We start from the raw sequence: 25,944 nt of genomic DNA, 5'->3' as shown, positions 1-25,944 counted from the left end.
GGAGAGAAGAAAACATGAGCGTATCAAAAACGTGTCCGCCTGATGTCAACGCATTTCCGCCGGACTTTCTGTGGGGCGGCGCCACCGCCGCCAACCAACTGGAGGGCGCCTGGAACGTGGGCGGCAAGGGGCTATCGGTGTCGGACGTGTATACTTTTGACAGCCGCACGCCCAAAGAGCGCTGGTTGGATCAGTGGCTGTTTATGACTCACCAGCAGGTGGCGGACGCGCAGGACCCGCAAAGTAAAAAGTACTATCCCAAGCGCAAAGGCAACGGCTTTTATTACCACTACAAGGAAGATATCGCGCTGTTCGCCGAGATGGGGTTCACCTGTTTTCGTATGTCGATCGCCTGGACGCGCATTTTCCCGCGCGGCGACGAAACCGAACCGAATGAAGACGGGCTGGCGTTTTACGACCGGGTGCTTGATACCCTGCTGGCGCATCACATTCAGCCGATTGTGTCGTTGTCTCACTACGAGATGCCGCTGTGTCTGGTCACCGAGTACGGCGGCTGGCCCAACCGCAAGCTGGTCGATTTCTACGTGCGGTTCGCCACCACGGTGTTCGAGCGCTATCGGCATAAGGTCAAATACTGGATGACCTTCAACGAGATCAACTGCGTCAAGCACCATCCTTACGTCAGCGTCGGGGTGATCGAAGAGGACAACCCGCATCTGGAGCAGGATAAATATCAGGGCGTGCACCACCAGTTCATCGCCAGCGCGTTGGCGACCAAGGCTTGTCACCAGATCATTCCTGGCTCGCAGGTCGGTTGTATGATCAGCTACCAGATCCTCTATCCGCACACCTGCCACCCGGACGATCTGCAAGCTTGTGAGGAGGCGCAGCGGGTGTCGCTGTTTTTCAGCGACGTGCAGGCGCGCGGTTACTATCCGGCCTATACCGACCGTATGCTGGCGGAAAAAGGTGTGGTGCTGAAAAAGCAGCAGGGGGACGACGAGATCCTGCGTCAGTACCCGGTGGACTACGTTTCCTTCAGCTACTACATGTCCAGCACCATCAGCGCCCATCCGGAACAGCTGGAAGGTGCGACCGGCAACCTGATCACCGGCGGCATCCGCAACCCCTATCTGCCCACCAGCGAGTGGGGCTGGCAAATCGACCCGAAAGGGCTGCGGCTGGCGCTCAACCAGCTGTATGACCGCTATCAGAAACCGCTATTCATCGCCGAAAACGGGCTGGGCGCGGTGGATAGCGTCAACCCGGACGGTTCAGTCGACGACGATTACCGCATCGACTACCTGCGCCAGCATGTGGAGCAAATGAAGGAAGCGCTGGCGGACGGGGTAAAACTGTTCGGCTACACCTGGTGGGGGCCGATCGACGTGGTCAGCGCCGGCACCTCGCAAATCTCCAAGCGCTACGGCTTTATTTACGTCGATCAGGACGACGACGGTCACGGCACCCAGCAGCGTTCCCGCAAGAAGAGCTTCTACTGGTATCGCAAGCTGATCGCCTCCAACGGCGCAGACCTCGACTGACCCAAACGCCGGCGGCGCGGGTCGCCGGCTTTACCGGATAGGCAAGGAGTGATCATGGCTCGTTTCCCGCAAGGGTTTTTATGGGGCGGCGCGATTGCCGCCAATCAGGCGGAAGGCGCCTGGAATGAGGACGGCAAAGGACCGTCGATTGCCGATGTGGTACGCGGCGGCATCGTGGCGGGCAAGCCGGATGCGGCGATTGACCCGGCGCGCTACTACCCCAGCCACGAGGCGATCGATTTTTATCACCGCTATCAGGACGACATCGCCCTGTTCGCCGAAATGGGGTTCAAATGCTTTCGCACTTCGATCGCCTGGTCGCGCATTTTCCCACAGGGGGATGAGGCGCAGCCCAACGAGGCGGGGCTGCGTTTTTACGACAGTCTGTTTGACGAACTGCTGAAGTACGGCATCCAGCCGGTGATTACCCTGTCGCACTATGAAACGCCGCTGGCGCTGTACCAGCGCTACGGCGGCTGGCACAACCGTAAACTGGTGGAGTATTTCGTCCGCTATTGCGACACGGTGTTTCGCCGTTACCGGCACAAGGTGAAATACTGGATGACGTTCAACGAACTGAACAACATGAACCGCATCCCGTTTGCTACCGGCGCCATTCAGCCAGAGCCGGAAGCGCGGTTGCAGGCAATTTATCAGGCCGGCCATCACATGTTCGTCGCCAACGCGCTGGCTAACCAGTTGTGCCACCAGATAATCCCGGACGCACGCATCGGCTGCATGTTGTCGCTGAGCACCGTCTATCCGCACAGTTGCCATCCGGATGACGTGTTCGAAACCATGCAGATGCGGCGTCGCTCGCTGTTTTACGCCGATGTGATGATGCGTGGTCACTATCCGGCTTACAGCCGGCGCATGTGGCGCGATCACGGCATTGAACTGGCGATGGAGGAGGGCGATCTGGCATTGCTGGCGGCGCATCCGTCCGACTATCTCGGTTTCAGCTATTACCGCAGCGCCACTTATCAGGCCGGTATGCCGGTGTTGGCGGATACCGGCGGGGTGATCGGCAAGGAAAATCCGTATCTGCAAAGCACCGACTGGGGTTGGCCGATTGACGCCAAAGGGTTGCGGCTGGTGTGTAACGAACTGGCGGATCGCTATGAAAAGCCGCTGTTTATTGTCGAAAATGGTTTTGGCGGCGTGGACGTACCGGATGCGGACGGTTTCATCAACGATGACGATCGTATCCGCTATGGGCAACAGCATCTGCGCGAGGTGGCGGAAGCCCTGGCCGACGGCTGCGACATCATGGGATACACCTGGTGGGGGCCGATTGATATCGTCAGCGCCGGCACCGGCGAGATGAAAAAGCGCTACGGTTTTATCTACGTGGATAAAGACAATGACGGCCACGGCACGCTGGCGCGTCGCAGGAAAAAGAGCTTTGACTGGTATCGGCAGGTGATCGCCAGTAACGGCGAACAGCTGTAATCTCCTCCCCGGGCGGGGCCATTACCCGCCCTGCCTTTCTGCACCACAGAACAATGATTTCCGGATGTTTTTTTACTCCCCGTCACCGCTTGTTACGGCGGTGTTTTCATCGCTAATGTTGGTGTGGTTTATGGTATGGTGAACCCGTTGACGGGGAGCCGCGCCGCGGTGCGCGCGCTATCCCGGGGCGCAGTTATGGCGGCGGCGAGAGTGAATGCCTGAGAGAACGTTCGGGCATGAACCATCGGCGGCGAGCGGGTCCACACCGGACAGGGTCACTGTTTACACATAGGGAGGTGGGATGATTTATACCTTTTTACGCTGGGCGCTGAAGCAACTGTATCGTATTCAGATCACGGGTGATGAAAGCGGTTTCCGGCAGTCAAAGATATTGATTACCCCAAACCACGTTTCATTCCTTGATGGCGTGTTGATGGCGCTGTTTCTGCCGGTGCAAAGCAAGCCGGTGTTCGCCGTTTATTCCAGCATCACCGATCGTTGGTTCATGCGCTGGCTGAAACCGTACATCGATTTTTTGCCGCTGGACCCGAGCAAGCCGCTGGCTATCAAGCAGTTGATCCGGCTGGTAGAGCAGGGGCGTCCGGTGGTGGTGTTCCCGGAAGGGCGTATTACCGTCACCGGCTCGCTGATGAAAATCTACGGCGGCGCGGCGTTCGTGGCCGCTCGTTCAGGCGCCACCGTGGTGCCGGTACGCATCGAAGGACCGGAGTTCACCCATTTCGGCCGTCTGGGCGGGGTGTTGCGCCGTCGCCTGTTTCCGCAGATCTCCCTGCACTTTTTGCCGCCGGCCAAATTACCGATGCCGGTGGCGCCTTCGGCGCGTGAGCGCCGCGAACTGGCGGGGGAAGCGCTGCACCGCATCATGATGGACGCGCGCATGGCGGTGCGCCCGCGTCACACCTTGTATCAGGCGTTTCTGGCCGCCTGCGGCCGTTATGGCTACCACTCGCCCTGCATTGAAGACATCAACCTGAAGGAAGACAGCTACCACGGCCTGCTGAAAAAATCGCTGGGGGTGTCGCGTATTCTTCAGCGCTTTACCGGCGAGCGCGAACATGTCGGGTTGCTGCTGCCCAACGCCACCGTCACCGCCGCCGCGATTCTCGGCGCGTCGCTCGGCAGCCGGGTGCCGGCGATGCTGAACTACACCGCCGGGGCGAAAGGGATTCAGAGCGCGATGAGCGCGGCGCGGATCAAAACCATCGTCACCTCACGGCAGTTTCTGGAGAAAGGCAAGCTAACCCACTTGCCGCAGCAGGTGAAAGAGGCTAACTGGGTCTATCTGGAAGATTTGAAGGACACCGTCACGCTGTCGGACAAACTGTGGATCCTGTTCCACCTGCTGTTCCCGCTGCGCGCTATGCGCCCGCAACAGTCGGACGACGCGGCGATCGTCCTGTTTACCTCCGGCTCGGAAGGCAACCCGAAAGGGGTAGTGCATACCCACAATAGCCTGACGGCCAACGTGGAGCAGATTCGCACCGTGGCCGATTTCACGCCGCGCGACCGTTTCATGTCGGCGCTGCCGCTGTTCCACGCTTTCGGGCTGACGGTGGGGCTGCTGACGCCGTTGATGACCGGCGCGCGGGTGTTCCTCTACCCGAGCCCGCTGCATTACCGCATCGTGCCGGAGCTGGTGTATGACCGCAACTGCACGGTGCTGTTCGGCACCTCCACCTTCCTCGGGCACTATGCGCGCTTCGCCCACCCGTACGATTTCGCCCGCCTGCGCTACGTGGTAGCCGGGGCGGAAAAATTGTCCGAACGGGTGCGAACCGTGTGGCAGGACAAATTCGGTATCCGCATTCTGGAAGGCTACGGCGTGACCGAGTGCGCGCCGGTGGTGGCGATCAACGTGCCGATGGCCTGCAAACTGCACTCCGTCGGCCGGCTATTGCCGGGCATCGAGTCGCGGTTGATCCCGGTGCCGGGCATCCATCACGGCGGCCGTCTGCAACTGCGCGGGCCGAACGTGATGAAAGGCTACCTGCGGGTGGAAAACCCCGGCGAGCTGGAATTGCCGGCGGCGGAAAACGAGCTGGGGCAGCGTGAAGCGAACTGGTACGACACCGGCGATATCGTCGACCTGGACGCGCAGGGCTTTTGTACCATCGTCGGCCGCGTTAAGCGCTTCGCCAAGCTGGCCGGGGAAATGGTGTCGCTGGAGAGCGTGGAGCAACTGGCGAATCAGGTATCGCCGCAGACGCAGCACGCCGCCAGCGCCCGCAGCGACAGCAGCAAAGGCGAGGCGCTGGTGTTGTTTACCACCGATGCCGGTCTTACCCGCGACAGCCTGCTGACGCAGGCGCGCCAGAGTGGCATGCCGGAACTGGCGGTGCCGCGTGATATCCGTTACCTGAAAGAGCTGCCGTTGCTGGGCAGCGGCAAACCGGACTTCGTCACGCTGCGCCAACTGGCGGAGCAGCCCGCTGACGGGGCGGACGATGTGTCGGATGCGCAACCGGAGCATGATGCATGAGTAACCAGACTTCTCCCTCGTCGTCGCTGTTTTCCCGTGGTATGAACGCGGTGATGGTGGCGCAGTTTTTCTCCGCTTTCGGCGATAACGCGCTGCTGTTCGCCACGCTGGCGCTGGTGAAATCGCTGGCGTATCCCGACTGGAGCCAGCCCTTCCTGCAGATGGGATTCGTCGCCGCCTATATCGTGCTGGCGCCGTTTGTCGGCCAATTCGCCGACAGTTTCGCCAAAGGGCGGGTGATGATGTTCGCCAACGCCCTGAAGCTGGCCGGCGCGTTGTTGATCTGCCTGGGCGGCAATCCGTTTCTGGGTTACACGCTGGTGGGGCTGGGCGCGGCGGCCTATTCCCCGGCCAAGTACGGCATTCTGGGGGAAATCACCCGCGGCGATCAGCTGGTGAAAGCCAACGGCCTGATGGAAGCCTCCACCATCGCCGCCATTCTCACCGGCTCGGTGGTGGGCGGCGTCTTGGCCGACTGGCATATCTACGGCGCGCTGGCGGCGTGTGCGCTGGCCTACGGCATCGCGCTGGCCGCCAACCTGCTGATTCCGAAACTGGCGCCCGCTCGCCCCGGCGCGTCCTGGCGCCCGGCGCACATGACCCGCTCGTTCTTTGACGCCTGCCGCGTGCTGTGGCGCAACGGCGAAACCCGGTTTTCGCTGGTCGGCACCGGCATGTTCTGGGGCGCGGGCGTGACGCTGCGTTTCCTGCTGGTGCTGTGGGTGCCGCTGGCGCTGGGCATCAACGACAATTCGACGCCGACGCTGCTCAACGCGATGGTGGCGGTGGGGATCGTGGTCGGCGCGGCGGCGGCCGGTAAGCTGGTGACGCTGAAAACCGTGCGGCGCTGCCTGCCCGCCGGGGTGTTGATCGGCGTGATGGTGGTGGTGTTCACCCTGCAACACAGCCTGATTAGTGCGTACGCCTGCCTGCTGGTGCTGGGGGCGCTGGGCGGCTTCTTCATCGTGCCGCTCAATGCGCTGTTGCAGGAGCGCGGCCGGGAAAGCGTCGGGGCGGGCAACGCCATTGCGGTGCAGAACCTGGGCGAAAACGGCGCCATGCTGTTGATGCTGGCGCTCTACTCGCTGGCGGTGAAGGTCGGTGTGCCGGTGCTGGCGATCGGCGTCGGCTTCGGCGTGCTGTTCGCGCTCGCCATTGCCGGGCTGTGGGTCTGGGTGCAGGTCACCCAGTGGCGGCGTCGGCCGGAGACGGTGGTCACGCAGACCTCTGATGAAAGTGAATAACGGGAGGGGGGATGAGTCTGATTTGGCATGACTGGGGGGTGAAAGACCTGAACCCTTACGCGCTGTACGACATTCTGCGCCTGCGCAGTCAGGTATTTGTGGTCGAGCAGCAGTGCGCCTATCAGGACGCGGACGGTCTGGATCTGGTGGACGACAACCGTCATGTGACCGCCTGGCAAAACGGCAGGTTGATTGCCTGCGCGCGGCTACTGGCGCCCCATGACGGGCAGGACGCGGTGACCATTGGCCGGGTGGTGGTCGCCCCCGAGGCGCGCGGTCAACAGTTCGGGCATCAGTTATTGATGCATTCGCAGGCCGCCTGCGCGCGCCACTGGCCGGGACGGGCGCAATACCTGTCCGCGCAGGCGCATTTGCAGCATTTCTACCAGCAATTTGGATTTGTGGTGTGTGGCGATGGCTACGACGAGGACGGTATTCCTCACGTGCCGATGCGAACGGCGGGGTAATGGCTGTTCTGAAACGGTGGCCCCGCTGCCTGCGCGGCAAGCGGGGCGCCGGTCAACTGGCGGTATGGGAGATGGAACTGCCGAGTTTTTGCACGTCCTGACCAAATCCGCGAGCGGTGTTGCAGCCGCTCAACGCGGTCGCCATGAACAGGGTTGCGACCAGTAAAATAAGGGTTTTCATGGTGGTTTACCTTTTATAGCGGGGCAAATCCCGCCTTCACTTTGTCATAATCCCATGTAGGAATTCAACGTGTTGTCAGTCTGTTAAGCCAGATTTTTGTGCTGTGGCCGCATCTTCTCGCTACTCACTCCTCCGCCAGAAACAGCTCCAGCAACGAGTTGAGAAACAGTTTGCCGTGCTCGGTCACCTGCCAGTGCTGCCCGGTTTCGGTCAGATAGCCTTGCGCCAGCGCGGCGTCGATGTGCGGACGGATTACGCTTTCCGGCAACCCGGTATAGGCGGTGAAATCGGCGCGCGGCGCCGGCTCCAGCAGCCGGAAACGGTTCATAAAGAACTCGAACGGTCGGTCGGCCAGCGCTACCTCGCTGCGCTGCTGCAGGTAGTTGCCTTGCATATAACCGCGCGGGTGGCGGGTTTTTACCGTGCGCAGAATACGGCCGTCGGCGAAGGTGATTTTGCCGTGCGCGCCGCAGCCGATGCCCAGGTAATCGCCGAAGCGCCAGTAATTGAGGTTGTGCTGGCACGGGTAACCCGGTTTGGCGTAGGCCGAGGTTTCATACTGCTGATACCCGGCGTCGCTCAGCAAACGGTGACCCTGCTCGTAAATGTCCCACAGCGCGTCGTCGTCCGGCAGCACCGGCGGACGCGAACCAAACAGCGTATTCGGCTCGATGGTCAACTGATACCAGGACAGGTGCGGCGGGTTGAGCGCGATGGCCTGACGCAGGTCGTCCAGCGCCTCGTCCAGCGACTGCTCCGGCAGCCCGTGCATCAGGTCCAGATTAAAACTGCGCAACCCCAGGCCGGCGGCCAGCCGGGCGGCGCGTTTGGCCTCTTCCGGGCCGTGGATGCGGCCCAGCCGCGTCAGCTTATCCGGGCTGAAACTCTGCACGCCGATGGAAATCCGGTTAATGCCCGCCCGCTGGTAGCCGCTGAACCGGTCGGCTTCCACCGTGCCGGGGTTGGCTTCCATGGTGATTTCCGCCTCGGCCGGCAAGGACAATCGCGCCCGTACGCCATCCAGCAGCTGTTGCATCGCCTCGGCGCTGAGCAGGCTCGGCGTGCCGCCGCCGATAAAAATGCTGTGCAACGGCCGCCCGCCCGCCAGCGGCAGGTCGGCGTCCAGATCCGCCAGCAGGTGCGCCACGTAGTCGTCGTGCGGTACTTCGCATTTCAGCGCGTGGGAGTTGAAGTCGCAATACGGGCACTTCTGCACGCACCAGGGAATGTGGATGTACAGGCTGAGCGGCGGCAGATTAAGCATGTCGCAGGGCATCCAGCAACTGACGCAGCGCCTGACCGCGGTGGGAGAGGGCGTTTTTCTCTTCGCGGCTTAGTTCGGCGGCGGTTTTGCCGATCGACGGCACAAAAAACACCGGGTCGTAGCCGAAGCCGCCTGCGCCGACAGGCGTGCGGGCGATGACGCCCTGCCAGCTGCCGTGGCACACCAGCGGCGTCGGGTCGTCGGCGTGGCGTAGATACACCAGTACGCAATGGAAGCTGGCCTGACGCTGCTCGTCCGGCACGTTGTCCAGCGCCGCCAGCAGCTTGTCCAGATTCTGCCGGTCGCTGGCGTCTTCCCCGGCGTAACGGGCGGAATAGATTCCCGGCGCGCCGCCCAGCGCGTTCACCGCCAGACCCGAGTCGTCGGCGATGGCGGGCAGGCCGGTTTCACGCGCGGCATGGCGCGCTTTCAGAATGGCGTTTTCGATAAAGGTCAAACCGGTTTCTTCGGCGGAGTCGACGCCCAGCGCGGTTTGCGCCACCACGTCGAGACCGAAATCCGCCAGCAGACCGGCGAGTTCACGCACTTTACCGGCATTGCCGGTTGCTAAAACCACGTTTTGCATCTGTTGTTCCTGCAATTTGCTCAGGGTATTCGTTCAGAGAATAGGCTCAGGAGATGAGTTCCGCGACATCGGCCGGGATGGCTTGCGGGTTGACGATTCTAATCTGTTTGTGACGTCCAAGCTCGCCCTTTTCGATGGTCACCATGCCTTTGGCGACGCGAAACTGCCTGGCAAGAAATTTGATGAGGTGGGCGTTGGCCTGCCCATCCACCGGCGGCGCGGTGATGGCGACTTTAAGCTCGTCGCCATGCAACCCGACAATCTGATCCCGGCTGGCTTTCGGCTGAATATACAGCCGAATCACCAGCCCGTCTTCGCAACGGCTAACGGCACTCACAACAAGAACCACAGCCCCGGGAAAAAATCCATGCCGAGGTAGTTCAGCAGGTACAGCACCAGAATCACTATCATCGGCGAGAAATCCAGCCCGCCGGCCGACGGCAGAATGCGGCGCACCGGCCCCATCATCGGTTCGGTCAATTGGTGCAGCATGTAGTCCACCGGGCTGCGGCCCTGACTGATCCAGCTCATCAGCGAACGGATAATCACTATCCAGAACACCAGATAACCGGCGGATTTGACCAGCGCTAGCAGCCCCACCAGCAGGTTGATCGGGCTAAGCGACAGCGAGCCGACCTGAATCAGCAACAGTAACGGGTATTTCAGCGTGGTGAGCAGAAACGCCAGCAGCAGCGACGCGCTGTCGATCGGCCCCAGCGACGGGATGATACGGCGTAGCGGCCCGATGATCGGCTGGGTGAGCTTCACCACGAACTGCGCCAGCGGGTTATAAAAATCACTGCGCGCCCACTGCATCCAGATGCGCAGCAGCAACACCATTACGTACAGGTCAATCAGAGTTTTGACCAGAAAAGTCAGGGTCAGCATGAGACGGTCATTCCTTCAGTAAAAATCATGTTTCAGACGGCAATCAGAACAGCGATTCCATTTCCTTCGCCCGGTGCACGGCGGCCTGCATGGCGTCGGCCACAGTCTGGCTCAACTGGCGCTCGTTGAACACGCGCAGCGCCTCGGCGGTGGTGCCGCCTTTGGAGGTCACGTTTTCCCGCAATGTGGACAGCGGGGTATCTGGGCTGGCTTCCACCAGCGCCGCAGCGCCGCTGGCCGCCTGCTGTACCAGCAGCCGGGCGGTATCGGCGTCGAAGCCCTGACGCACGGCTTCCTGCTGCATGGCTTCCATAAACAGGAAGAAGTAAGCGGGAGCGCTGCCGGCGGCGGCAATCACGCCGTTAATCTGCGCTTCGTCGGCGACCCAACACAGCTTACCGACGCTCTGCATCAGGTCGGCGGCAAAGGCGCGGTCGGTTTCGCTGACCTCCGCCGGCGCGTACAAGCCGCTCATGCCCTGACCCACCAGCGACGGGGTATTGGGCATGATGCGCACGATGTTGAGCGAATCGCCCAGTAACTGACGGAAACGGGCCACGCTGACGCCGGCGGCGATCGACAGCACCAGTTTGCCGCTGAAATCCACCTGCTGCGCCAGCGCCTCGCAGACGCTTGCCATCAGCTGCGGCTTAACCGCCAGTACGATGACGTCGGCATCGCGGGCGCCGGCGGTATTGTCGCTCAGGCTGGTAACGCCATAACGGGCGGCCAGCGCATCCCGGTGGGTGGCGGACGGCGCGCTGACGCTGACGTGGCCGGCCGGGTAGCCGCCCGCCATCAGGCCGGCGATGATTGCCTGCGCCATATTGCCCGCGCCGATAAAGGCTATTTTACGGTGTTCCATCAGATTCTCGCTGTTCTCGTCTGTCCGTTAAGGTTAACTGGCCGGTGAACTGTAATCACGTACGCCAAAAATTGCGGTGCCGATTCGCACCAGCGTGCTGCCGGCCTCAATGGCGGCGGCCATATCGTCGGTCATACCCATCGACAGGGTATCCAAAGTGCCATAATCCGCTTTCAGTTGCAGGAAAAGTTCGGTCATCTGGCGAAATACCGCCAGTTGACGCGCGAGGTCCGTTTCCGGCGCGGGGATCGCCATCAGCCCGCGCAGCCGTAGATTCGGCAAGTGTGCCACGCTGGCGGCCAGTCCCGACAGGTCGCGGGCCAGAATGCCGGATTTGCTCTGTTCCTGGCTGATATTGACCTGCAATAGCACATTGAGCGGCGGCAGATGCGCCGGGCGCTGCTCGCTCAGGCGTTGGGCGATGCGCAGCCGGTCGATGGTGTGGCACCAGTCGAAATGCTCCGCCACCAAACGGCTCTTATTCGACTGCAACGGCCCGATAAAGTGCCATTCCAGCTGCGTATCCGGTTGAGCTGCCTGAAAATGGCGAACCTTGTCGACCCCTTCCTGCACATAGTTCTCGCCAAACGCGCGTTGCCCGGCGGCAATGGCTTCTTCGATCGCGCTCACAGGTTTGGTTTTGCTGACGGCAAGCAGCGTAATTTCTTCTGGCGCGCGCCCGCAACGTTCCGCCGCCGCCGAGATTCTCTGCCGAACGTCCTGTAGATTTTGCTGGACTACCGATGTAGTGACTGTCGATATCGTCATAATGGTTCAGGAGACCAATCAATGGATGTGAGTGAATGGGTGCGGTCTAGTGTAAAACAGAATGTGTCCGATCTGCACCTGTGCAGCGGTCATCCGCCGATTTGGCGTATCGACGGGCAACTGGTGGCGGATGCCGCGCAGCCGCCGTTGCACAACGCCGAACTGGAACAGTGGTGCCACAGTTGGCTGGAGCCGGCCTGCGAGCAGCAGCTACGGCAACGCGGGCAGACCGATTGCGCGCTGACGCTGCCGGAGGGCCAGCGGTTACGGGCTAATCTGTTTATGCAGCGCCATGGCCTGTCGGCGGCGTTACGTCTGATCCCGTCACACCAACCCGACCTGCGAACGCTGGGCGCGCCGCCGGTGGTGGCGGAGCTGGCCGAGCGCGCCGATGGCCTGATTCTGGTGACCGGCGCCACCGGCAGCGGTAAATCCACCACCCTGGCGGCGATGATTGCCGCGCTTAATCAACGCCGCGCGCGCCATATCATTACGCTGGAAGACCCGATTGAGTTCCTGCATACCAGCCAGCGCAGCCTGATCCAGCAGCGGGAGATCGGCCGTCACAGCGAAGGATTCGCCAGCGCGCTGCGGGCGGCGCTGCGCGAAGACCCGGACGTACTGCTGCTCGGCGAGTTGCGCGACAGCGAGACGATTCGGCTGGCGCTGACGGCGGCGGAAACCGGCCATCTGGTGCTGGCGACGCTGCATACCCGGCGGGCGGTGCAGGCGGTGGATCGGCTGGTGGACGTTTTTCCCGCCGAGGAGAAAGCGTTTGTCCGCGCGCAACTGGCCGCCAGCCTGCAGGCGGTGGTGGCGCAGAAACTGTTGCCGGGCGCGCAAGGCGGGCGCGTGGCGCTGTTTGAAGTGCTGCTCGCCACCCCGGCGGTCAGCAACCTGATCCGCGAAGGCAAAACCCACCAGTTGCCCAGCCTGCTGCAAACCGGCAGCCAGGTCGGTATGCAGACTTTTGAACAGAGTTACCAGCAACGGTGCCGGGAGGGGATGCTGCGGCCTGAGATCAATGCGGATTAACCCGGGCGCCAGTGAATGTCATGATGTGCTGCCGGAGACGGCAATGTGGCTAAAGAGACTTGGGTGGTTTCCTTTTGCTTTCAGGGCAGGATTACTTCATGCCAGGTTGCATGTATAATAAACGGACCAATATTGGGAGGACGATATGGCTGTCAACCAAAAGCGCCAGAACGAGCAGTATGTGATGCCTTCTCGCGAGCAAATCATTCGTACTGTGACGACATCGACGGCCATTGAAACCGGCCAGTCTTCCGGCAATATTGCCTCTTCTCTGGACGAGCAACGGGATAAGTTCGCTTACCTGAATCTGGCTGTTTATCCGCCTGTCAGTGCCTGATTAACCCAGTATTTCATCGGCTCATAATCCATTCCGATTCCGGCATGGATAGCACTGATGTATTGGTTCTTGTTCTGTTCCCATGGCTGATAGTCCAGTGGGGGATAACCGCCCTGAACGGCCATCACATCCGCTACCAGCCTTGATATACGCCCGTTTCCCTCACGAAAGGGGTGAATCAGTATCAACTCTACGTGGATAACCGCAATGGCTTCGACCAACCGATCGCGTGTCATGCCAGTGCAAGGTGTGTATCGGGGGAGGCATTTATCGTTGAATTTAGCAAGCAGGCTGGGGATTTGTGACGCACTGGCAAACAGGAATCCGCCTTTGCTGATATTGACGGACCTGTTCTGACCGGCCCAGTCATAGAGGTTGCCGAGCCAAAGCGCGTGCCATGCCCTGATCAGGTCGACACTCAACGGCTGGTTGGCGGGAAAGTGGTCTTCAAAGACGAAATGGTACAGTTTTTCCAGCAGCACCAGTTCAGCGCCGTCAATTTCATCAGGGGCGGCAATACCGAGTTTGTTTTTCAGCACCTGATCTTCCGAGCCTTGCGCGTACTGTCCTTCGCTGCTGAAAACATTATATCGTCCCATGATATCCTCCGACCTTCAGCATCACACCGCACTATTTTGTAGCGTGGAATGTATTGTAGCGTGGAATGTATAGCGTTGAATGAGCTCTATCTTGCGCGAGTGACGCGAAGAGCCTGCTTCAATAGGCTCTTCGTCACGCTCAGCGCGAATAGCGTTAAGCCGGTTGATAGCTCGGATACCGAATCAGCTCCGGTTCGCGCTGCATGATGATCTTTCCGTGGCGTATCGACAGGCGCGCTTTGGCCTGACGCCGCACCGCGTCGTAGTCGTTTTCCGCATCCAGAATCAGCAGGTTGGCGGGGCGGCCGACGGCGAGACCGTAGCGATCGCCCAGATGCAGCGATGTGGCGCTGTTGTCGGTCACGAAATCAAGGCAGCGCTGCAAATCCTGATACCCCATCATGTGGCAGATATGCAGCCCGGCGTCGAGGATGCGCAGAATGTTGCCGTTGCCGAGCGGGTACCAGGGATCTTTGATCGAGTCCTGCCCGAAGCAGACGTTCATGCCGGCACGGTCCAGTTCGGCTACCCGGGTGACGCCGCGGCGCTTGGGAAAGGTGTCGAATCGCCCTTGCAGGTGGATGCTTTCGGTCGGGCAGGAAATGAAGCTGAGGCCCGCGCGGCGCAGCAGGCGGAACAGTTTCGAACAGTAGGCGTTGTCATAAGACCCCATTGCCACGGTATGGCTGGCGGTGACGCGCGTGCCCATGTCCCGCACCCGCGTTTCTTCCGCCAGCACCTCCAGAAAACGCGAGTTTGGATCGTCGGTTTCGTCGCAGTGTACATCCACCAGACAACCGGTGCGTTCCGCCAGGTCCATCAGGAATTTCACCGAGCTGACGCCCTGTTCGCGGGTGTTCTCAAAATGGGGAATGCCGCCAACCACGTCGGCGCCCAGCGCGATGGCGCGTTCCATCAGTTGGCGGCCTGCCGGGTATGACTCGATGCCTTCCTGCGGGAAGGCGACGATTTGCAGGTCGATCAAACCCTTCGCCTCGTCTTTGACTTCCAGCATCGCTTCCAGCGCCGCCAGCGATGGATCGGTGACATCGACGTGGGTGCGAACGTGCTGGATGCCGTGGTCGCGCAACATGCCGATGGCGGTATGCGCCCGGTGCTTGGTGTCTTCGTGGGTGATCACGGCTTTGCGCTGGCTCCAGCGTTCGATGCCTTCAAACAGCGTGCCGCTCATGTTCCACTCCGGTTCACCGGCGGTCAGGACGGCATCAAGGTGAATATGCGGTTCCACCAGCGGCGGAATCGCCAGTTGCCCGGCGGCGTCAATGGTATCCGGCGCGGCGGGCAGTAAGGCAGGCTGGGGCGTTATCGCGGCAATCAGGCCGTCCTGCAGTTGCAGCGTGTGGAACCCGGCCTGATGACGCAGGGCGGCGTTGATAATTTTCATAATCACTCCTGTGATGTTGTCTTGACCGACGGCATGGCGGTTCCCTGCGTTTGCGAACCTGACAGGCGCCAGATTAATAGCGCGACGGAGGCGTTGAGACGAAACAGCGGATCGTTCAACGTGCCGCCCGACAGCTGTTCAATACGTTGCAGACGCTGATGCAGCGTATTGCGATGGATCGCCAGCCGCTCGGCGGCCTTGATCAGATTACCGTTTTCCTGCAATACCGCATCCAGTGTTTCAATCAGCAGATGGGGCGACTTGCGGTTATTCTCCACCAGATTACCCAGCGCATCGTGCATAAAGCAGGTGAGTAAGGCCGGGTCGCTGACGGAGGTCAGCAGTTGCAACACCCCCAGATCAGTGTAGTCGCACAGGCCTTTTTCCGGGCGCAGGCTTTCCGCTGCGTTAAGCGCCTGCCGGGCTTCGCTCAGCCCCCGTCGGTAGTGCTCGGCTGCGCTTACCGGGCCGGAGATGCCGCCAAACAGCGTCAGAGGCGCGATATCGGCGTTGATGGCCTGACGAAATGCCGTGAGCTTTTGGTGTCCCCGACTTAGCAACGGACTGTCGGTCGGCAGCACCAGCAGGCAGAGGTCGCCCAGCGTGACCGGCGGCAATTCCCCTGACATGAGCGCCTGTAGCTGTTGCTGCAACTGCCGGCGCGACTCGTGCAGTTGTGCTTCCGGGCAGCCGGAATAAGACGGAGAAAACAGCGACGGCATCCCGGACAGGCGCCATGCCGTCACCCGGTGCGGCCTATCCAGCGGCCATTGCAGATAGTCGGCACGCTGATGGAGGAAAGGCAGATCAGGACGATCGCAGGTCAGCAACTGGAGCAGAAAGTCGCTTCGCCACCGGTCCCGGTCACTTTCGGTATGATGATGAGGCCCGTTCCTGTGATGAAATGCCGTCATAGTGGTCCCTCTGGTTTCGCCCCGGCATGGGGAACAGCAATGTCCGTGGAATTACGTCCTTTGAACTACGTCCTTGAAACTACGCCTTTGAACTACGTCCTTGAAACTGCGTCTGAAAGAAACTACGTCTTTGAAAATACAGCAAGGAACGTGCCGCTTTTGCGGTTAGCGGTAGTAGGGTGGATAGGGGGATCTTGTGCAGGTTGCATGGTTTGGCGCCGAAAACAGGCATGCCGCGCCCGTTTGTTGTGCGTCATGCACTGAAAGCGTGAGCGGGCTTACCGGGCAGGAAAAGGCAGAACATTCGCTTAGGCAGGGAAGGCAGTGACCGGCGAGCGGTCACTGCCGAAGCAGGGATGAGAATCAGCGTGCCTGCAGCAGCGCGGTGTGGTCTTCGATACGGAACATGGCCATCGCCTGCACCAACTGGCGAGATTGCTCTTCCAGCGATTGGGTGGTGTCGGCGGACGCTTTAACCAGCGAGGCATTCTGCTGGGCTACTTTGTCTATCTGGGTGAAGGCGATGTTCACCTGTTCGATGCCGCGATGCTGTTCCTGAGAGGCGTAGGAGATCTCTTTCATCAGGCTGGTGATTCGGTTGATCTCTTCCGCCACGTCGTCCATGGTGGTACCGGCTTTGGCCGCCAGATCCAGCCCTTCCGACACATGGGACTGCGAATCCAGGATCAGGGTGCGGATCTCTTTGGCCGCCTGGGCGCTGTGCTGCGCCAGACTCCGCACCTCGCCCGCCACCACCGCGAAGCCTTTGCCTTGCTCGCCCGCACGGGCCGCTTCTACCGCCGCATTCAGCGCCAGAATATTGGTCTGGAAGGCGATGCCGTCGATAACGCCGAGAATATCGCTGATCCGTTTGGCGCTGGCGGCGATTTCACGCATTTTCTCCACCACGTAGTTAACGGATTCGTTGCCGCGATCGGTGGTGTCGGAAACCTGATTGGTCAACTGATGCGCCAGCTCGGCGTTGTCGGCGTTGCGTTTCACCGTCGCGCTCAGTTCTTCCAGGCTGGCGGCGGTCTGTTCCAGCGCCGCGACCGACTCTTCGGTCCGCTCCGCCAGATTGCGGTTGCCGCTGAACAACTCACGGCTGCCCTGATCGATCTGGTGGCTGGCGTCACGCACCTGGCTGACCGAATCCAGCAGAGCCAACTGCATGCGCTCAATGGCGTCGCTCAGCCGCCCCAGTTCATTGTTGCCCCCCTGGGTAATGCGGCGGGTCAAATCGCCGGAGGCCACGTGTTCCAGTTGTTCAATGGCGTGATCCAGCGGTTTGAGCAGCATGTGGCGCAACGCCAGCCAACCCAGCAGCACCAGCGATAGGGACAGCAGGCAGGCAAACGCGATCAGCATCAGCATCAGCCGTTCGTTGCTATTGGCCTGTTGGATATGTTGTGCGGAGAGTTGCTGGGAGTAGCTGCGGAAGTTCTGGATGGATTTATCAAATGCGTCGCTCAGGGGCGTCAGGTTGTTTTCCAGCAAGGTGTAATATTCGTCGGTGTACTGTTTTTTCAGGGAGTCCATCATCGGCTTTAGCCCCTGATTCAGGTAGTCCTGATAACTTTTTAACACCTGTTGCGCCAGTTTCTGCTCTTGCTCGCCGTTGGTTTCAACGCTGTTGAACTGACGAATATCCTTTTCCGACTGTTGCACATAGCCTTCCAGCTTTTCGGTCTCTTTGACGCCGACATCCAGCAAACCGATTTCGATTTTGCGCACCGCCAGCGTGGCGGAGGCTCTGGCCCGCAGCGTCAGGTTATAACCATTCATCAACGCGCCCAGTTGTTCTCCCTGAATCTGATTGAGCGCCGTCAGGGAGGCACGGCTTTTGTTGATGGCCTGAATCCCCATACCGCTGACCAGCAGTAACAATAGGGTGATGACGGTCAGCAATGTTAGCAGACCGGTGCGGATGGAGAGATTTTTCAAACGCATGGTTCATTTCCTAGTGTGTGCAGAGCAAAAAACCACTGACAGAGCCTGTTCCGGGCTCGCCGTACGTTAAGATGTTGTAGGGTTATTTTTGTTCAGAACATAACAGATGAAACAGCATGTTAGGAAGCACGATTCTCTTATCTTTTGTGAATGGAAATGCATGGACTCGGGGAATTCGGCTTTGGAAAGGATCGGTTGGCGCTAAATAAACTCGCCCGACGTTGATCACTGGTTTATCATCTGCTGATAAAAAATGAACATGATGGGCACGAATCAGGGCTAACGAGCGCCATCCCGGTTCCAGTCCGCGTTTTTTCGGGGCGGTCGTATGACTGTCCGGCAAGGTACCCAGAGGTTTCTGTGCAGTTAACAAGTTTTACAGATTATGGTTTGAGGGCGCTGATTTATATGGCGTCATTGCCGGAGGGCAAAATGACCAGCATCTCAGAAGTAACTGAAGTGTATGGCGTTTCACGTAACCATATGGTGAAGATCATCAATCAGCTGAGCCGCGCCGGGCTGGTTATGGCAGTACGCGGCAAAAACGGCGGTATCCGGCTGGGCCGTGATCCGTCCACCATTCGCATCGGGGATGTGGTGCGAGAGCTGGAGCCGCTGTCGTTGGTTAACTGCAGCAAGGAATTTTGTCATATCACCTCCGCCTGCCGCCTGAAGCAGGTGCTGCAGCAGGCCGTACAGAATTTCCTGAAGGAACTGGATAATTACACGCTCGCCGATATGGTGGAAGAAAACCCGCCCCTCTATAAATTACTTCTGGTTGAATAAGCTTGTTCAGCCGCCTGCTGATGACAACGGAGGAACCGCAATGTCACAAGATCCGTTTCTGGAACGCGAAGCAGAAAAATACGAATTTCCTATTCCCAGCCGCGAGTACATTCTTGAGCATCTGGCAAAACGGGACACGCCGATCAGCCGTGAGGAACTGGCCTCCGACCTGCAACTGACCAACGATGAGCAACTGGAAGCCCTGCGCCGCCGGTTGCGCGCTATGGAGCGCGATGGGCAGTTGGTGTTTACCCGCCGCCAGTGCTATGCGCTGCCTGAAAAGCTGGATCTGCTGCGCGGTACGGTGCTTGGCCACCGCGATGGCTACGGTTTCCTGCGGGTGGAAGGGCGTAAAGACGATCTTTACCTCTCCGCCGAACAGATGAAAACGGTGATTCATGGCGACGTGGTGCTGGCCCAGCCGTTGGGCGAAGACCGCAGAGGGCGCCGTGAAGGGCGCATCGTGCGTATTCTGGAACCCCGCACCAGCCAGATCGTCGGGCGTTATTTCACCGAGGCCGGCACCGGCTTCGTCGTGCCGGACGACAGCCGGCTGAGCTTCGACATCCTGATCCCGCCGGAATTTATCGCCGGCGCCCGTATGGGGTCGGTGGTCGTGGTGGAACTGACCCAGCGCGCGACTCGTCGTACCAAGGCTATCGGCAAGATCGTGGAGATCCTCGGCGACAACATGGGCACCGGGCTGGCGGTGGATATCGCGCTGCGTACCCATGAGATTCCGCACAGCTGGCCGCCCAAAGTGGAAGAGCAGGTTGGCGACCTTGCGGACGAGGTGCCGGAAGACGCCAAGAAAGGCCGGGTGGATCTGCGTTCTCTGCCGCTGGTCACCATCGACGGCGAAGACGCGCGCGATTTTGACGATGCCGTGTACTGTGAGAAGAAACGCGGCGGCGGCTGGCGGCTGTGGGTGGCAATCGCCGACGTCAGCTACTACGTGCGTCCCGGCACGGCGCTGGACCATGAAGCCCGCGCGCGCGGCACTTCGGTCTACTTCCCGTCGCAGGTGGTGCCGATGCTGCCGGAAGTGCTTTCCAACGGACTGTGTTCGCTCAACCCGCAGGTGGATCGCCTGTGTATGGTGTGCGAAATGACGGTTTCCACCCAAGGGAAACTGTCCGGCTATAAATTCTATGAAGCGGTAATGAGTTCGCATGCCCGCCTCACCTATACCAAGGTGTGGAGCATTCTGCAGGGCGACGAGGTGCTGCGCGAGCATTACCAGCCGCTGGTCGCGCCGCTGGAAGAGCTGCACCGGCTGTACAAGGTACTGGATCATGCCCGTGAGGTGCGCGGCGGCATCGCTTTTGAAACCGAAGAAGCCAAATTTATCTTCAACGCCGAACGCCGCATCGAGCGGGTGGAAGCGGTGGTGCGCAACGACGCGCACAAGCTGATTGAAGAATGCATGATTCTGGCCAACATCTCGGCGGCGAAGTTTGTCGAGAAGAGCGAAGAACCGGCGCTGTTCCGTGTGCATGACCAGCCCAGCGAGGATCATGTGCTGGCGCTGCGCAGCGTACTCGGCGAACTGGGGCTGACGCTGAAAGGCGGCATGAAACCGCAGCCAAAAGACTATGCCGAACTGATGGATTCCATCGCCGACAGGCCGGATCACGAAATGCTGCAAACCATGCTGCTGCGTTCGATGAAACAGGCGGTGTACGACCCCGAAAATCGCGGTCATTTTGGCCTGGCGCTGACCTCGTACGCGCACTTCACCTCGCCGATTCGGCGTTACCCGGATCTGTCGCTGCATCGCGCCATCAAGTACCTGCTCAGCGACCGCAAAGCCCGCTGGACGCACAGCGGCGGCTGGCATTCGGATTTCAACGAGATGCTGCAACTGGGTGAACACTGTTCGATGACCGAACGCCGGGCCGATGAAGCCACGCGCGACGTAGCCGACTGGCTGAAGTGCGACTTCATGCAGGATCATGTCGGCGAAGCTTTTACCGGTATTATCTCCAGCGTCACCGGTTTTGGCTTCTTTGTGCGTCTCAACGACCTGTTTATCGACGGTCTGGTTCATGTTTCGACGCTGGATAACGACTATTATCGTTATGACAATGTCGGCCAGCGGTTGATCGGCGAATCCCGTGGTCAGGTGTACCGGCTGGGGGACGAAGTGCAGATTCGCGTTGAGGCCGTGCATATGGATGAACGCAAGATCGATTTTGCGCTGCTGTCTTCCACCCGTAAGGTGCGCGGCGAAGGTAAAACCGCACGCGATCGGGCGAAGAAAGGCGGCGAGGCGGACGCAAAACCGCCGCGCCGTCGCCGTTCCGGTCAGCGCGCCAACTTTGAGCCGGATAGCGCATTCCGTAGCGAGGGTGACGGCAAGCGTCAGCCAGCCGGTGCCGGCAAGGGCAAGGATAAAGATAAAGCGAAAACCGGTGGCCGGAAGAAGACGGCAAAACCGCAAAAGAACGCCGAAAAAACGCGTAAAATTGCAGCCGCTACTCGCGCCAAGCGCGCCAGCAAAAAGAAGAAACCGGCGGAGCCCGCCTGATCCTCGCATCCGTATCATGGGCAGCCGGGCCGGCTGCCCCGTTAACCTGTTTGAAGCGTATTTTTGAAGAGTATTAATGAGCGAAATTATTTACGGCATCCATGCGGTGAAAGCGCTGCTGGAGCAAGACCCCCAACGTTTTCTGGAAGTGTTCACCCTTAAAGGACGTGAGGACCGCCGCCTGCAGCCGTTGATCGCTGAGCTGGAAGCCAACGGCATCGCGGTGCAGGTCGCCAACCGCCAGTGGCTGGACGACAAGGTGGAAGGCGCGGTGCATCAGGGGATTGTCGCCCGGGTGAAAGAAGGGCGTCAGTATCAGGAAAACGACCTGCCGGGGCTGCTGGCATCGCTGGATACCCCATTCCTGTTGGTGCTGGACGGCGTGACCGACCCGCACAATCTGGGAGCCTGCCTGCGCAGCGCCGACGCGGCGGGGGTGCACGCGGTAATTGTACCGCGCGATCGTTCCGCCCAGCTTAACGCCACCGCGAAAAAGGTCGCCTGCGGCGCGGCGGAAACCGTGCCGCTGATTCGTGTGACCAATCTGGCGCGAACGCTGCGTTTCCTGCAGGAGCAAAACGTCTGGATCGTCGGTACGGCGGGCGAAGCGGATCACACCCTGTATCAGAGCAAGCTCACCGGCCCGCTGGCGCTGGTGATGGGGGCTGAAGGGGAAGGGATGCGTCGTTTGACCCGCGAGCATTGCGATGAACTGATCAGCATTCCGATGGCGGGCAGCGTGTCGTCGCTGAACGTGTCGGTCGCCACGGGGGTTTGCCTGTTCGAAGCGGTACGCCAGCGTCAGGCGTAATCATGGCGCAGGCGCGCTAAAAGAAACCGGCATCAGGTATGGTGCCTGATTGACAGGGCAACCGAGGCGGGTTGCCCTGCTGCTATCAGGTGTCGGACAGGCGTTATTTTTTCAGGCCGGCGAGTTTCTGTTCTACGGCCGCGCACCACAGCACCGAATTACGCGATGGCCAGGACGCCGCAGGCAGTCGGCTTTCCACCGCCTGTTGCCAGACCAGCGAACCCACTTCGACATCGCCCAGCAGCCCGCGGGTATTCACCTGCATTTCGACCCAGACATTCCATTCCGGGCTGCGGCACGGGTATTCTGAGGCCGCTGCCACGCCGCTAGCGCCGGTTGTCAGCAGTAACAGGGCGATGGCGGCAATCTTTGTTTTCATCCTTATCCTCTCAATCTCTTTAGGGCACTGATTTGGCCGGTTGGTTCAAGGGGCGGTCGGCGGCAGGCTGCGGTCGATAGAAGATTGCATAGCCGCGCCAGCTATCCCGTCGCACATGTTCGTCTTCCGTCAGGCTGACCACCCGGTAATAAGGCATGCCGCGTGCATTGGCCTGACGTTGTATTTCCCGTACCGCATCATCCAGACTGCCGCGTACATCCACCGAAACCGAACCGGCTTTTTCCAGCAGATAGCTCTGTTCTCTGGACACTTCGACCGCCTGTTCCGCGGGCGGCGGCGGCGGGACCGGCTTACCGGCCAGTAGCGTACAGCCGCCGATCGACATCGACAGTACGAGGCTCAGCAACACTCGGTTCAACGGCGGAGCGCTTAATAGCCATGATGGGCGTGTCATAGGTGGTGTTCCGGTCAGTCCGGTACAGGGTAGAGGTAGTGTAACCCCTTGAGGCAAACAGGGATACTGCTGGCATGTAACGGAGGATAACCCGCCGAAGCGGACCTCTGCCGGCGGCCGGCAGAGGTGATGAAACGATCAGGGATGGATGCGGAACACGCTGACCACATCGCTCAGATGGTGGCCTTTTTCGCGTAACCCTTGCGCGGTGCTTTCCGAGTTTTGCACCAGCGAGGCGTTCTGGTTGATGGCCTGCCCAATCTGGTTGATAGCCACGTTAACCTGTTCGATTCCCAGCGACTGCTCGCGCGAGGCGATATCAATGTCATTGACGATAGTGCTGACCTGCTGGATGCGGTGCAGCAGATCGTCCATTACCGAACGGGTTTTTTCCGAGAAACGGTAGCCGGTTTCGATCTGATGCAATGATTCGGCAATCAGCGCCTCGATTTCCTTCACCGCCGAGGAACTGCGCTGGGCCAGCGAGCGGACTTCGGCGGCGACCACGGCGAAGCCTTTACCGTGTTCGCCGGCGCGCGAGGCTTCCACCGCCGCGTTGAGCGCCAGAATGTTGGTCTGGAAAGCGATAGACTGGATGGTGGTGGTGATATCGGCGATCTTTTGCGACGAGCGCTTAATTTCACTCATGGTTTCCACCGAGTCCGCCACCGTTTTGCTGCCGTTTTGCGCCGCGCTGGCGCTTTCCGCCGCCAGCCCTTTGGCGGAGGAGACGTTGTCGGCATTCTGTTTCACCGTCGAGGACAACTGTTCCATCGTCGCAGAGGTTTCTTCCACGCTGCTGGCCTGACGGGATATCTGCTCGCTGATGTTGCCGCTGTCTTCGGCCAGCGCGTCAGTCCCGGCGGCGATCTCTTCCGCGGCGTCGCGCACCTGAGACACCAGTCGGGTCAGGCCGTGGCCCATACTGTTGATGGCGTCCACCAGCCGTCCGACTTCGTCCTGACTGTTGGTGGTCAGCGTCGCCTGCAGGTTGCCGGCGGCGAACTGTTCCGCCACTTTAACCACTTCATCCAGCGGCCGGCTCAGCCAGCGGCGGGTCAGGTAGACAAAGAACACGGCAAACAGCACCACCAGCGCGATGCCGCCGCCCAGAAACAGATTGCGGATCGTCTTGATTTCCGCCAGCAGGCTGGCCTTGCTGATAGTGCCGACGACGACCCATTTCCACTGCGGTACGCTGCGATACACCATCACCTGGGTACGGTCATCGCCGCTCAGGCTGTTATCATCGTATTCCAGCCTGCCGCTGTCGTTTTTCAGCACCTGTTGCAGCACATCGCCAGACCAGTCCGGTTTTTGCCCGGCCAGCGTCGGGTGCACCAGATACGCGCCGGCCGTCGCGCCAGCTTTGCTGAGCACGACAAAGTGGCCGCTGTCGCCGATACGCTTATCCAGAATACGTTTTTGCATCTGGGCAAATTCTTTGCTGATATCAATCCCCACGAACAGAATGGCGATCACGCTGCCGCTGGCATCGGTGACCGGTTTGTACTGGGTGATGTATTGTTTGCCGAACAGCACCGCTAAGCCGCTGAAGGACTTGTTGCCGGAGACGGGAGCGAACGCCGGGCTGGCGCGATCCAGTTTGGTGCCGATGGCGCGCGAGCCGTCCTCTTTTTTGAGCGAGGTGGTGATACGCACGAAGTCGTCGCCGTCGCGCACGAAAATGGTAGAAATAGCGCCGGTGCGGCTGAGAAAGTCGTCGGTGACGGCGGTGTTCATGTTGAGGACGGTATCACCGGACTTCAGGGTCGGCGCGGTCGTGCCGCTGATGGGCAGACGTGCCTGATTGTCCACGGTAAAACGAGAAGGAAGAAAGCTGGCAAACAGATTGGTATAGCTGTCGACGCTGGCCTGCAGGCTGGTGTCGTACATGCCGATCATATCTGTAATACCCGTAACCTGACTTTCCATGTCATGCATTGTCAATGATTCCAGTTTCTCACCGGCCGAGCGCGTCAGGCTGAGGCTGAATGCGATAAACAGCACAGCCACACTCAGGGAGGCGATAACTGAAAGTTTGACACCGAGGCTCCAGCGTCTAAAAGCAAGCTGCATGATAATTCTCTTTATTGTGGGACATTATTAGGGAGTGACTAATGCCGTTAACGGCAAAAAAGTGCGAAATTTTACACTAATTGATGCTTTTGTAACTAATTTGATTGAGATCATTGCGATATATTTTTTTGTGTGTTGAGTGTTACTGATGGTTAAATGATATACAGAATAATTGTAGGCGTTTTTTACGGTTTTACCTGTCAATCAACAAAGGAAAGAGGGCGATGATGGTAGAAATGGGTAGTGAAAATGTTTCAGGGATAGAGGTGCTGCACGCTTTTCCATCCGGCGGCAGAACGCGACCGTTGCCAACCATTTTCTTCTTTCATGGCTATACCTCGTCGAAGGAGGTTTACGCGTATTTCCCCTACGCGCTGGCGCAGGCCGGGTTCCGCGTTATCGCGCCGGATGCGTTGATGCATGGCGCACGGTTTGACGGCGATGAGGCACGCCGCTGGCGCTGTTTCTGGGATATTTTCCTTAATAATGTTCGGGAATTGCCAGGCTATCTGGACTGGTGCCGTGAACAGGGATTGATTGACGGAGATAGGGTCGGGATTTGCGGCGCGTCCATGGGCGGCATGACCGCGCTGGCCGCCATGACGCAATATCCCTGGCTGCGGGCTACGGCCTGCTTTATGGGCTCCGGATACTTTTCATCGCTGTCGCAGACGCTGTTTCCACCGGTAACGCCGGAGGAACCGGGCGCACAGGCGCAGTTACAGGCGCTGGCTGAGCGGGTCGCGCCCTTTGATGTGCGTCATCAACTGGACACCGTTTCCGACCGCCCGCTGTTGCTCTGGCACGGCCTGGCGGATGAACTGGTGCCGGCGCAGGAGAGCGAACGATTGTACCGGGAACTAACCGCCCGCCAGTCCCATCAGCGCCTGACTTACCTGACCGAAGCCGGCATCGGCCACAAAATCACCCCGACCGCTTTACAGGCCGGTGCGGATTTCTTCTCGCGCTCGCTTTGATTTACCC

The 25,944-nt window shown here is 59.8% G+C and carries 25 protein-coding genes; 11 read left to right on the top strand and 14 right to left on the bottom strand.

All coding sequences use genetic code 11. The features are described 5' to 3' along the window. The first annotated feature begins 14 nt into the window (after positions 1–14). The 5 genes from DDA898_RS17410 (at position 15) to DDA898_RS17390 (ending at position 7,168) form a co-directional block, all read left to right on the top strand. Positions 15–1,505: a glycoside hydrolase family 1 protein gene (locus DDA898_RS17410; RefSeq protein ID WP_038911869.1), complete on the top strand. Its 1,491-nt coding sequence runs from the start codon at positions 15–17 to the stop codon at positions 1,503–1,505. A 54-nt stretch (positions 1,506–1,559) separates the two neighbouring features. Beyond that, positions 1,560–2,957, top strand: a complete 1,398-nt coding sequence (locus DDA898_RS17405) for a glycoside hydrolase family 1 protein (RefSeq protein WP_038911868.1) — start codon at positions 1,560–1,562, stop codon at positions 2,955–2,957. Between the two features lie 301 nt (positions 2,958–3,258). Continuing rightward, entirely contained in the window at positions 3,259–5,457 is a 2,199-nt protein-coding gene (aas, locus tag DDA898_RS17400; protein ID WP_038911867.1) for a bifunctional acyl-ACP--phospholipid O-acyltransferase/long-chain-fatty-acid--ACP ligase, read from the top strand. Next, positions 5,454–6,701 (top strand): lysophospholipid transporter LplT, encoded by a 1,248-nt coding sequence (gene lplT / locus DDA898_RS17395; protein ID WP_013319320.1) that lies wholly within the window; start codon positions 5,454–5,456, stop codon positions 6,699–6,701. The genes aas and lplT overlap by 4 nt, the downstream gene beginning before the upstream one ends. Positions 6,702–6,712: 11 nt before the next feature. Continuing rightward, the gene (locus DDA898_RS17390; RefSeq protein ID WP_038911865.1) at positions 6,713–7,168 is read left to right on the top strand and encodes a GNAT family N-acetyltransferase; all 456 of its coding nucleotides are present in this window, start codon (positions 6,713–6,715) and stop codon (positions 7,166–7,168) included. 52 nt (positions 7,169–7,220) lie between these two features. On the opposite strand, the gene DDA898_RS17385 is transcribed toward DDA898_RS17390, so the two are convergent. The 7 genes from DDA898_RS17385 to DDA898_RS17355 all read right to left on the bottom strand — a co-directional run bounded on the left by DDA898_RS17385 (position 7,221) and on the right by DDA898_RS17355 (position 11,720). Then, positions 7,221–7,349: an entericidin A/B family lipoprotein gene (locus DDA898_RS17385; protein WP_013319318.1), complete on the bottom strand. Its 129-nt coding sequence runs from the start codon at positions 7,347–7,349 to the stop codon at positions 7,221–7,223. A gap of 124 nt (positions 7,350–7,473) precedes the next feature. Next, positions 7,474–8,613, bottom strand: coding sequence for a radical SAM family heme chaperone HemW (gene hemW, locus DDA898_RS17380; protein WP_038911864.1), 1,140 nt, complete (start codon positions 8,611–8,613; stop codon positions 7,474–7,476). Next, entirely contained in the window at positions 8,606–9,199 is a 594-nt protein-coding gene (locus DDA898_RS17375; protein ID WP_013319316.1) for an XTP/dITP diphosphatase, read from the bottom strand. The genes hemW and DDA898_RS17375 overlap by 8 nt, the downstream gene beginning before the upstream one ends. Positions 9,200–9,245: 46 nt before the next feature. Continuing rightward, a complete protein-coding gene (yggU, locus tag DDA898_RS17370) occupies positions 9,246–9,536 on the bottom strand; it encodes a DUF167 family protein YggU (protein ID WP_033112045.1) in 291 nt (96 codons plus the stop codon). Further along, positions 9,533–10,087 (bottom strand): YggT family protein, encoded by a 555-nt coding sequence (locus DDA898_RS17365; protein ID WP_013319314.1) that lies wholly within the window; start codon positions 10,085–10,087, stop codon positions 9,533–9,535. The genes yggU and DDA898_RS17365 overlap by 4 nt, the downstream gene beginning before the upstream one ends. A gap of 43 nt (positions 10,088–10,130) precedes the next feature. Then, entirely contained in the window at positions 10,131–10,952 is an 822-nt protein-coding gene (gene proC, locus DDA898_RS17360; RefSeq protein ID WP_013319313.1) for a pyrroline-5-carboxylate reductase, read from the bottom strand. Positions 10,953–10,985: 33 nt separating this feature from the next. Beyond that, on the bottom strand, positions 10,986–11,720 hold the full coding sequence (locus DDA898_RS17355) for a YggS family pyridoxal phosphate-dependent enzyme (protein ID WP_038911863.1): 735 nt from the start codon (positions 11,718–11,720) through the stop codon (positions 10,986–10,988). A gap of 21 nt (positions 11,721–11,741) precedes the next feature. Here DDA898_RS17355 and DDA898_RS17350 point away from each other — a divergent pair, with 21 nt between their 5' ends. Both DDA898_RS17350 and DDA898_RS23415 read left to right on the top strand, forming a co-directional pair. Next, positions 11,742–12,755, top strand: a complete 1,014-nt coding sequence (locus DDA898_RS17350; protein ID WP_038911862.1) for a type IV pilus twitching motility protein PilT — start codon at positions 11,742–11,744, stop codon at positions 12,753–12,755. Positions 12,756–12,900: 145 nt separating this feature from the next. Beyond that, positions 12,901–13,092 carry a hypothetical protein gene (locus tag DDA898_RS23415; RefSeq protein ID WP_033112044.1) on the top strand — a complete coding sequence of 64 codons (192 nt, stop codon included), beginning with the start codon at positions 12,901–12,903 and terminating at the stop codon, positions 13,090–13,092. Here the strand turns inward: DDA898_RS23415 and DDA898_RS17340 are convergent. The 4 genes from DDA898_RS17340 to DDA898_RS17325 form a co-directional block, all read right to left on the bottom strand. Continuing rightward, the gene (locus tag DDA898_RS17340) at positions 13,071–13,691 is read right to left on the bottom strand and encodes a Fic/DOC family protein (RefSeq protein ID WP_038911861.1); all 621 of its coding nucleotides are present in this window, start codon (positions 13,689–13,691) and stop codon (positions 13,071–13,073) included. The genes DDA898_RS23415 and DDA898_RS17340 overlap by 22 nt on opposite strands. Positions 13,692–13,845: 154 nt before the next feature. Beyond that, positions 13,846–15,096 carry a cytosine deaminase gene (gene codA, locus DDA898_RS17335; RefSeq protein WP_038911859.1) on the bottom strand — a complete coding sequence of 417 codons (1,251 nt, stop codon included), beginning with the start codon at positions 15,094–15,096 and terminating at the stop codon, positions 13,846–13,848. Positions 15,097–15,098: 2 nt separating this feature from the next. Then, positions 15,099–16,010: a PucR family transcriptional regulator gene (locus DDA898_RS17330; protein WP_038911858.1), complete on the bottom strand. Its 912-nt coding sequence runs from the start codon at positions 16,008–16,010 to the stop codon at positions 15,099–15,101. Between the two features lie 363 nt (positions 16,011–16,373). After that, complete coding sequence (locus tag DDA898_RS17325; protein WP_013319307.1) at positions 16,374–17,960, bottom strand: methyl-accepting chemotaxis protein; 1,587 nt, start codon at positions 17,958–17,960, stop codon at positions 16,374–16,376. Between the two features lie 360 nt (positions 17,961–18,320). On the opposite strand from DDA898_RS17325, the gene nsrR reads away from it, so the two are divergent. From nsrR to rlmB, 3 genes are all read left to right on the top strand, one after another. Further along, positions 18,321–18,746 (top strand): nitric oxide-sensing transcriptional repressor NsrR, encoded by a 426-nt coding sequence (nsrR, locus tag DDA898_RS17320; RefSeq protein WP_013319305.1) that lies wholly within the window; start codon positions 18,321–18,323, stop codon positions 18,744–18,746. A 40-nt stretch (positions 18,747–18,786) separates the two neighbouring features. Beyond that, positions 18,787–21,276, top strand: a complete 2,490-nt coding sequence (gene rnr / locus DDA898_RS17315) for a ribonuclease R (RefSeq protein WP_033112042.1) — start codon at positions 18,787–18,789, stop codon at positions 21,274–21,276. A gap of 76 nt (positions 21,277–21,352) precedes the next feature. After that, a complete protein-coding gene (gene rlmB, locus DDA898_RS17310; RefSeq protein WP_013319303.1) occupies positions 21,353–22,087 on the top strand; it encodes a 23S rRNA (guanosine(2251)-2'-O)-methyltransferase RlmB in 735 nt (244 codons plus the stop codon). A gap of 103 nt (positions 22,088–22,190) precedes the next feature. Here the strand turns inward: rlmB and DDA898_RS17305 are convergent, their stop codons facing one another. From DDA898_RS17305 to DDA898_RS17295, 3 genes are all read right to left on the bottom strand, one after another. Further along, positions 22,191–22,466: a hypothetical protein gene (locus DDA898_RS17305; RefSeq protein ID WP_033112041.1), complete on the bottom strand. Its 276-nt coding sequence runs from the start codon at positions 22,464–22,466 to the stop codon at positions 22,191–22,193. Positions 22,467–22,485: 19 nt separating this feature from the next. After that, complete coding sequence (gene bsmA, locus DDA898_RS17300) at positions 22,486–22,881, bottom strand: biofilm peroxide resistance protein BsmA (protein WP_038911856.1); 396 nt, start codon at positions 22,879–22,881, stop codon at positions 22,486–22,488. Positions 22,882–23,019: 138 nt separating this feature from the next. Beyond that, a complete protein-coding gene (locus DDA898_RS17295) occupies positions 23,020–24,960 on the bottom strand; it encodes a methyl-accepting chemotaxis protein (RefSeq protein ID WP_038911855.1) in 1,941 nt (646 codons plus the stop codon). 227 nt (positions 24,961–25,187) lie between these two features. On the opposite strand from DDA898_RS17295, the gene yjfP reads away from it, so the two are divergent. After that, positions 25,188–25,937 (top strand): esterase, encoded by a 750-nt coding sequence (yjfP, locus tag DDA898_RS17290; RefSeq protein ID WP_038912629.1) that lies wholly within the window; start codon positions 25,188–25,190, stop codon positions 25,935–25,937. Positions 25,938–25,944: the final 7 nt, after the last annotated feature.

The organism is Dickeya dadantii NCPPB 898, assembly GCF_000406145.1.
Taxonomy (GTDB): Bacteria; Pseudomonadota; Gammaproteobacteria; order Enterobacterales; family Enterobacteriaceae; genus Dickeya; species Dickeya dadantii.
Note: the sequence above shows the minus strand (reverse complement) of the source record. Positions and strands in the feature narration are given on the sequence as shown.